This window comes from Psychrobacillus sp. (assembly GCF_056205495.1).
Genome location: NZ_JBAEAP010000617.1, coordinates 1 through 8,404, shown reverse-complemented (window position 1 = coordinate 8,404; position 8,404 = coordinate 1). Strand labels below are relative to the sequence as shown.

At 35.6% G+C, this 8,404-nt stretch carries 7 protein-coding genes; all 7 read left to right on the top strand.

What is annotated here, in order from left to right:
• Positions 1–273 precede the first annotated feature (273 nt).
• The 7 genes from AC06OU_RS17695 (at position 274) to AC06OU_RS17665 (ending at position 7,895) form a co-directional block, all read left to right on the top strand.
• The gene (locus AC06OU_RS17695; RefSeq protein ID WP_475857534.1) at positions 274–960 is read left to right on the top strand and encodes a cyclase family protein; all 687 of its coding nucleotides are present in this window, start codon (positions 274–276) and stop codon (positions 958–960) included.
• Positions 961–1,157: 197 nt separating this feature from the next.
• A complete protein-coding gene (locus tag AC06OU_RS17690) occupies positions 1,158–2,063 on the top strand; it encodes a cation diffusion facilitator family transporter (protein WP_475857533.1) in 906 nt (301 codons plus the stop codon).
• Between the two features lie 221 nt (positions 2,064–2,284).
• Complete coding sequence (locus tag AC06OU_RS17685) at positions 2,285–3,157, top strand: ABC transporter ATP-binding protein (RefSeq protein WP_475857531.1); 873 nt, start codon at positions 2,285–2,287, stop codon at positions 3,155–3,157.
• Positions 3,158–3,167: 10 nt separating this feature from the next.
• Entirely contained in the window at positions 3,168–4,265 is a 1,098-nt protein-coding gene (locus AC06OU_RS17680; RefSeq protein ID WP_475857528.1) for an ABC transporter permease, read from the top strand.
• Positions 4,266–5,552: an ABC transporter permease gene (locus AC06OU_RS17675; RefSeq protein WP_475857526.1), complete on the top strand. Its 1,287-nt coding sequence runs from the start codon at positions 4,266–4,268 to the stop codon at positions 5,550–5,552.
• Positions 5,553–5,837: 285 nt separating this feature from the next.
• Positions 5,838–7,103 (top strand): hemolysin family protein, encoded by a 1,266-nt coding sequence (locus AC06OU_RS17670; protein ID WP_475857525.1) that lies wholly within the window; start codon positions 5,838–5,840, stop codon positions 7,101–7,103.
• A 243-nt stretch (positions 7,104–7,346) separates the two neighbouring features.
• Complete coding sequence (locus AC06OU_RS17665) at positions 7,347–7,895, top strand: RNA polymerase sigma factor (protein ID WP_475857523.1); 549 nt, start codon at positions 7,347–7,349, stop codon at positions 7,893–7,895.
• Positions 7,896–8,404 lie beyond the last annotated feature (509 nt).

The window sequence follows — 8,404 nt, the reverse complement described above, 5'->3', positions numbered from 1 at the left end:
TATCTGTCTCACTCATCCCGTAGGAGTCGCCGTCTGGCGCTCCAATCAATAAATGGGAATAGCTTTCATGCATCGATAAAGAACTAATAAATTTACTCGCATAAACAAAGCAAAAAAACTGTCACCAACCCCATTTTCATCATCTATTTATGTTCTTGATAGCCATTTGAAAGTTCAATTGTTTAGTACAATTACTATAAAAAAGAATTGTTAATCAAAATCAACCAATAACTTTAACAAAGCTAATTAAAATTATAGAGGGAGTGGATCGGAATGAAGAAATATGTTGAAATTGGTTACCCAATCTATGAAGGAATGCCTGTTTATCCAGGTTTACCAGAAGTTAAATTAGAACCAAGAGAACGTTTGGAAAAAGGGGATGACTGGAACGGTAGCGTTCTTAGCATGTACCTTCATGCTGGCACCCATGTGGATGCCCCTTATCACCATTTAAATAATGGGAAGGGGATAGATGCTATTCCAATTGAAGACTTCATTTACGAAAATCCACTATTAATTGATTGTCCAGTTGGCACCAATGGTTTTATAACAATTGAAATACTTGAAAAATATGAAGATCTTAAGACTGCTGATATTCTTATTTTTAATACAGGAAACTGGAAACACCGCGGTACTGACTTTGAAACATATGCTAATAACTTTCCGACTGTCTCACCAGAAGCAGCCGAGTATATTCGGACAAAATTGCCGAACTGTAAAGCAGTCGCTATTGATACGCTAAGCATTGAAAATTTAACAGAAGCAAAAGAGAACGGCTATTTCGTACACCATGCTTTCTTAGACCATGAAAGGTACAAAGAACCGACCATGCTTATTTACGAAGACATTAACCCTGAACCTTTAATAGGCAAAAGACTTATTTCTGCCTTCACTGCACCACTACGTATCAAAGACCATGATGCCTCGGTAGTTAATGTCATCGTACAAGTGGAAGAATAGCGATTAGACTTTGATATAGAAGCGATATAAAAGTTAGAAGAGTGACTAGTTAAATTACTAATCTGTTCGGTATAAATCTTTCTTTAAGATCAAATGAATGATATAATAAAAAAACTCAGTATAGAGGTTACCCATTTGTCAGTTGGCAATGGGTAGCCTCTTTCGTGTTTTAAGGGAAGTTGCGGAGGGGAAACATTTTGGAGCTTTACACAAACTTGCGCGCCGGTGAAAAAGGTGCTTACTTATCTATAGTGACTTATATTGTCCTAAGTATTTTTAAACTAACAGCAGGGTATCTAGGGAATTCAGAAGCCTTAAAGGCGGATGGTCTTAATAATACAACAGATATCATTGCCTCTGTGGCAGTGTTAATTGGCTTACGTATTTCTCAAAGGCCGCCAGATGATGAACATCGTTACGGTCATTTTCGTGCTGAAACGATTGCCTCGTTAATTGCCTCGTTTATTATGATTTATGTAGGAATAGAGGTTTTGATCTCAGCAGTAGAAAATATGATTAACCCAGTTCAAGAATCTCCTGATATATTAACCATCTTTGTTGCAATAATCAGTGCTGTTATTATGTACGGTGTCTATAAATATAACTATAATTTGGCTGAAAGAATTAAAAGTACAGCTGTAAAGGCCGCTGCTTATGATAATAGGTCAGATGCTTTTGTAAGTATCGGAACAGCTGTTGGGATTGTAGCCGCAATAATTGGTTTCCCTATTATTGATACGATAACAGCTTTTATCATCGGTATTATAATTATTAAAACTGCAATTGATATATTTAAAGAGGCTGTATATTTATTAACAGATGGATTTGACAGTAAATTTTTAGCTAAAATTCGTGCAGATATAGAAAAAATGCCACAAGTACGTGAAATTACCGAAATCCGAGGCCGTCAGCATGGCGGTATGATGCTAATTGATATAACCATTAGTGTTAACCCAAACTTAAACGTTCGCCGATCGCATGATATTTCTAATAAAATTGAACAACATATACAATCTCTTAACAGTGAGGCCGTTACATTTGTCCACATTGAACCATATGACCCGAAGGAAATGGTTATTTCGGAAGATGATTATCATTTCTAGCCAGCACAAAACGTAAAAGTCAAAACCCTTATTTAATAGGGCTTTGACTTTTTTTGTTTAGCGAAAATGAAAGATTAATGTTTAAGTCAGGCCCCAGCTGAACGTTCTAGGTGCTATAGTGCAAAACGTATTTCACACCTTGAATTGAAAAATAAAGTTTATAATGTTATATTGATTAAAAATAAGGAATATTATGTAATTTATGGAGGAGGATTGAAAACTTGCCTACATTAGCGATTAAAAATCTTTCAAAAAGCTATAAGAAACAAAAAGTACTAGATGATATTAGTTTAACCATCGATTCGCCAGGAATCTGGGCTTTGGTTGGACCGAATGGAGTGGGAAAAACTACTTTCTTAAATGTTATTACTAACATACTTTCCGCTAATTCAGGAAGCATAGAATTGGTCGGTAAATCAAATAAAGATTTTAAAGTGTTCAAAGAGGTGGCATATCTTCAAGACAATTCTGTTCTGTTTGAATATTTAACGGGTTATGATCACTTAAAATACGTATGCGAGGTTAATAAAATAAGTAAATCTCGAATAAATGAAGTGACGGAATATGTGGGCATGACCAATTATGTAAAAAAGGTAGTGGGGAATTACTCTCTTGGTATGAAGCAGCACCTATTGTTAGCTATGGCTTTGGTGAATAAGCCCAAGCTATTATTACTGGACGAGCCATTAAATGGCTTAGATCCGACAAGTGCCATTCTCATGCGAAAGATATTACTAGAGTTGGCAGAGAAGGGTACGACTATTATTCTTTCCTCCCATATTCTTTCGGAAATAGACCGTGTCACTAAACAAATCCTATTCTTAAAAGACAAAAAAATACTCCAAGTCAATATGGCAGACCACGAATCCATTACCTATTATCTCACTTTGTCGGATTCTCAAAAGGGGAAGTCCTGTCTTGGTAAAAATGGTTTTTTAGTAAGCGAACAACACGACAAACTCAAATTTGAGTTAAAAGAACAGTCTCTATCCACAGTAATAAGCATTCTTCAGGAACATCAAATAGAAATCTACGACTTCGAAAAGGAAATAACGGGTTCAGAAAAACTATATGAAGAATTATTTAAACTGTGAGGAGCTCAATGTGATAATATTCCTATTTGAGATCAAGAAAATACTCCATGCAAAGGCATTCACCATCTTCATTCTCTTAACTGTGTTATTTATTTGTGGATTATATACCCGGAATGTTCTTCAGCAAGATATGATCATCGCTACTAAGGTACAGCAGTTCTTCGAACATAGAGGCAATGTGTTTCAGGAAATCGAGCGAAACAGAAAGGAACTAGAAACAGCCACAGATCCAGACGCGGAGAACAAATTAAACGCGGCTTTAAACTTATATGATGAAATAACTGAACTCATTCAAGCTACACAAGACAAAAAATGGGAAGCAGAGCTGGAAACAGAAATTAAAGTCTATCAATCTGCAATCGCATATCAGGATATGAATGGTGACTTCAGACAGAGTAAGGCAGACATGTTGGCTACTATTTCGCTCAATGAAGAGCTGTTAAAGGAAGGACTGCCAAAAGAGGATTTAAATCTTTCCATTCAGACATCCCTCTTTATGAAAAATGTAGTTTCTCACCTATTAAATCCTTTTGGATTTCTGGTTCTCTTACTGATTCTTGGAACATCCATTACAAGAGAGTTTGAGGAGAAAAACATACAAATGGTTTATGTATTGCCCATGTCGAGACCCTATTATTTAATGAATAAGTTCATTAGCTTTTTAGTATTAGGTGTATGTTGGATGTCCATCGTGTTTTTGACTTCTTTTTTACTTCCTTATCTGTTTACTGATAATATGGAAAATGGTTTTTCTTATCCATTGACTACAACCGAAGGGAATTTCCTAACATCCGGCAATTATCTCCGAGAAGCGATTTCCTATAGTTTCGTCTATATGATTTTTTCCGTCGCCTTAATCACTCTAACGGGTTTTTTAGTAAGGAATACAATCATAAGTTATTTACTTGTCATCTTTTTGCACATCGGGAACTACATCGTCTTGGTGAATGGTTTTGTCTATGAGGTAAACCCATTTACATACGGCATGATTGATCTCGCTGTGTTGAATGATAAAACTAAGGTACTTTTTGGAGCAAGTCTCTTATTAGGAGTATCCATCATTTTAATCCTGGTTGCTATATATATGAGTAAAAGGAGAGGAACTTAGATGAGAGGTTTTTTATTTGAGTCTAAAAAGGTGCTTAAAAAGAAGACGACATTAGTTTCGATTTTTCTCTCCTTTCTAGCTGCCGTTGGTCTTTATATCTTTAACTATGCGGTGGCTGAAGAGATTCAGGAAGGAAATATAACCAGGCTAGAAAGTTATCCTGAGATGTTCACAAATTTCGCAAATGAATCTAGAGCCGAAAAAGAGAAGGCCATCGAGGCAGGAGATACCGAAAAAGCGGAAGAAATGGATTCATTTATTAGTCGTTATCTAGAGTCCATTGCCAACTATGAAAAAATGATAGAAGCCTATAAGCAAGAAGATTGGATATTCTTACATGAAAAAGATATCGAAGGTTTACAGATATTTGTGGACGATCCAGAGGCCGCAACATACGGCATTGAGGAACAATTGGTCTCTTATTTTACATTAAGAGCCACTTACGAGGAATTAAAGCTGCTGAAGGATATCGACAGTAAGCCTTTTGTTCAAAATACGACAACTCAGCCTCTTCTAGCGACAATCTATGATGATTTTACTGGGACGTCTTTGGAACAGTATCAAACTATGACCAAAAGGTATGGTCAAGAAGGCTTTTCCTTCTTAGTTCAACTTATTCAGTTATTTTATATTCCTGTGGTTGTATTGATTGGTTGCTTTATTTTTGGGAATAGCATTGCATCCGAAACAACCAAAAAGAAGAGGGGCCTGAATTTCTATAGAGTGTTGCCTTATTCTAGATTGAAACTATTTTTCGCGAAATATATTAGTGGATACGTGTATCTACTAATCTTTTCTCTCCTTATGTTAGCAATCCCATTAGTTTGTAGCCTCTTCACCAATGGGCTAGGTAGTCTGAAAAATCCGATCCTTGTATATGAAGGCACAAAATCAACAAGTATTTTTGGTAACTCGTTGAATCCTAGAGAAGACCAATTTCACTTTATAGAATTCCAAGAGTATTTTTGGAAGGTCTTCATATTCTTAATCGTTTTTTCATTCTTTATGTACTCGCTCTATTTCTTATTTGCCCTTTTGACCAAAAATGCGAGCCTTTCCATGGTTTTGTCAGGGGCGATCACTTACATTGGGATGAACATTCTTGCTTCTGAATTTAATCCTTTTGTATATACAGATATTCATAAAATCATAACTGGAGAACTTGCTGCTTTAACATTTAACCCGGCATTGTTATATAGTACAGGCTTAACTCTCTATTTACTTTTTGGTTTAATTTTAGCAATTTTAGGTTTTTTAACTTTTCGATTCAAAAGACAAGTAACTTGAATAGGAAGCCTTTCATTTGTGTATCTATGTTCAACTATATATGCGTGATTCTCCTTAGCCTTTAATCCCTCTCTATACTAGTAATTTTAAATTACTTAGAAAGGGATTTTTTGGTCATTAATTGGCATGGAAAAATAATTATAGAGTATAATGATAGAGTATTCCTTTTCTTTGTTAAGTTACACTTAGTTTTTGGAGTTGTGTTAATTTTGTGACAACTTGAATGACGGTATGCTATATTTATTATTAAAATATATGAACGTGAATAAATAGGAGGATTTTAAATTGTACATAGAATTTGTACTTTTAGCTGTTTCTATCGTAGCTTCCTTTTTCCTTTCCGGAAGTGAAACAGCCTTAATGACAGTAAATAGGACAAAGGTCCAGCTGAAAGCCGAGCAAGGGGAGGTTGCTGCAGTTAAATTACTTGCCCAGCTTATGAAGCCGGACCGAATGATCATAACGATTCTTATTGGTAACACGGTTGCTAATACGTCTATGACGTTATTAGCTATATTAATAGCAGATCATTATAATTGGCATATTGGTTGGTCGGTAGTAGTTGTGGCAGCATTTATAATATTATTTTGTGAGGTATTGCCGAAAACAATTGCAGCAACATTCTCTGAAACGACTGTTTACATAGTAGCACCATTAATAAGGTTTTTAGTTGCAATTCTTCGTCCTATTACTATCTTGATTTCAGAGTTTACGAATATGCTCATCAGAATAGGCTCTAATGGGGCAGTAAAAGAAACAATGATTACGAAGGAAGAGTTGCTTTCCATGGTGGATCTTGCATCAAGTGATGGTACGTTTGAGGTAGAGGAATCGGAGAGAATCCGAGGAATTCTTGACTTTCCAAACAAGGATGTCTCCGATGTGCTCTGTACACATAGAACAGATGTGGTAGGTATCCCAATCGAAGCTACCTATGAGGAAGTAAGAGACATCATTTTAGAACACTCATATACACGCTATCCTATATATGAAGAGAGCTTAGACACAATTGTTGGGATGTTCTATTCAAGAATGCTAATAGAATGGTCAATAGAACCGTCACTTACGCTAGAGGAAATAGTGGATAAAGAGCCATTGTTTGTCGTACAAACATTAAGTGTAGAAAAAGTATTTAAGTTGATGCTCAACAAGAAGAAGCATATGGCCATCGTTTTAGATGAATACGGGGGTACACTTGGTATTGTTACGCATGAAGATTTAATAGAAGAAATGATTGGCCAAGAAATTGAGGATGAGACGGATGAGGATGAAGAAATCCTTCTGTTTGAACAATCGCAAAACCATCTGGTATGCTCTGGACGTTTTGAAATTGAAGACCTAAATGAAATGTTCGAGCTTTCTATTGAAACGGAAAATGATACAATAGGTGGTCTCGTTTTAGAACAGCTCGGTCATGTACCAGAAGAAAATGAAAAGTTCCGTTTTGAAAACCTGTATATAGAAATAAACGAAATGGATCGCAATCGAATTGTACGAGTAACTATTACGAAGGATTCAGAGGAAGATACCAAAGAAGCACAAGAGGATTAAATTCTCTTGTGTTTTTTTTATGTGTATTGTATTGAAGGTTGGTTGATGACTTATCACGCTGACTACAAAAAACGCTTCACAGAGCGGAAAACCATTATGTTTCTTACTTTGAAAAGTAGTTAAAATAATACCTTTCTTGTTTCTTACATGTTTGTAATTTTTCTGAAAGAGAATCCGATGGAGGGTAAGGTTAGGATTTGGCATTATATAGTTATAAGAAAAGCCAACCGGAGGATATTAAAAATGCAAATTACAATTGAGAATATATATGAAGAATATAACCGTTACATATACTACCTATGTCTGAAACTGACTAAAAACCCTGTAGAAGCAGAGGATTTAATGCAAGAGGTATGGATGAAAGTTGTAAGGTACGAGTCTTATATGAAGGAAGTAGACCACGTTAAAGCATGGTTAACAACTATTTGTATGAATACATTCCGCGACCGTTACCGTAAACAAGTAAGACGCAGTAAATACGTTGCAAATCAACCTGAGCAGCTAGATATTTCATTGCTGGACCTCATTGCTTCAGATGTTTTATCTGTAGAGGAGCAATTGGAGAAAGAAGACGTTTGTGGGATTGTTCGAAACAAAATCTCTGAACTAGATGCAATTTACCAAAAGACAATCATGTACTTCTATGTGCATCAATTTTCTCTTAACGAAATTGCTGAGGTTATGAAGGTTTCCATCGGTACAGTTAAATCACGCTTGTTCCGAGCAAAACAACGTTTAAAAGAAATGATTATGAATGATGATCTAGCAAAAGAATCATTAGCTTTTGCTTAAAATATGTATAAATAAGGACGTGAAATCTTGGTGAAGGTTTCACGTTTTAGTATTTTTTAGTTAGGCAATAAATTCATTTGAATGACATCGATTACAAAAGTGGCAGGGTCCAAATAAGAACTTTTTATTTGTGCTGATTGTAGCGGCAGGCTCCGACTCCACTGGGAGGAACGATAAGACACGTACGTAACCAATTGGAAAGCGTTCTTGTTCTTCTATGAAAACAGGAAATAGGAAATAGATAGTTTATATATTTATAAAAAGGCAACGAGCTTGGAATAGCAAATCCAAGTTCGTTTTTTTATTTTAATTAGTCTTTCGATAAACAAAAATTTTTCTTTACAGTCAACTATAGAAATAGGGCAGCTGTTATTGTTCTGCTTTGAGTTATGCTATTATTGTAAAAAAATAGAGGGGTAAGACACTATGAATTATATAATCCAATTGTTCAGCTACATGCCGAGCTTGTAGGGTGCGCTATTGCCATATTCCTTGAAGCACCTTGCAAG

Bases quoted from the DNA above. Each gene is read 5' to 3' on its own strand.
- AC06OU_RS17695 (WP_475857534.1), top strand. From the start codon at position 274: ATGAAGAAATATGTTGAAATTGGTTACCCAATCTATGAAGGAATGCCT.
- AC06OU_RS17675 (WP_475857526.1), top strand. From the start codon at position 4,266: ATGAGAGGTTTTTTATTTGAGTCTAAAAAGGTGCTTAAAAAGAAGACG.
- AC06OU_RS17665 (WP_475857523.1), top strand. From the start codon at position 7,347: ATGCAAATTACAATTGAGAATATATATGAAGAATATAACCGTTACATA.